This window comes from Gilvimarinus sp. 1_MG-2023, from assembly GCF_030548285.1.
In genome coordinates, this window is the sequence record NZ_JAUOSC010000613.1 from 1 (window position 1) to 317 (window position 317).

A 317-nucleotide genomic window follows, 5' to 3' on the forward strand; every position below is an offset into this window, starting at 1 on the left:
CAGTTCAGCCCGCAGTGAGCCGGCAAATTGCCGACTTAGAAGCCTAGCTTTGCACCACACAGCTTTGGCGCAGCACTCGCGAAGTGAGAAAGACCGCGGCCGGCGAGGTATTGTTAGAGGACGCTCGCCGCTTACTGGCGCTCGAGGTGGAAGCTCGAGAGCGAGTGCTGCGAGCCGGGAGCGGACAAATCGGCCAATTTCGCTTCTGTTATATGAGTTCGGCTTCCGCACGTTTTCTGCCCGCTTTGCTCCAGCGGTTCGGTAGCGCTCACCCCGATGTACATCTGGAGTTGTTTGAAATGACAGCACAGCAGCAG

Annotated in this window: 1 protein-coding gene; it reads left to right on the forward strand. The window is 58.0% G+C overall.

Translation table 11 applies throughout. The features are described 5' to 3' along the window. Nucleotides 1–83: 83 nt before the first annotated feature. On the forward strand, nucleotides 84–317 hold a 234-nt coding region (locus Q4563_RS18315), incomplete at its 3' end, for a LysR substrate-binding domain-containing protein (RefSeq protein ID WP_336623055.1).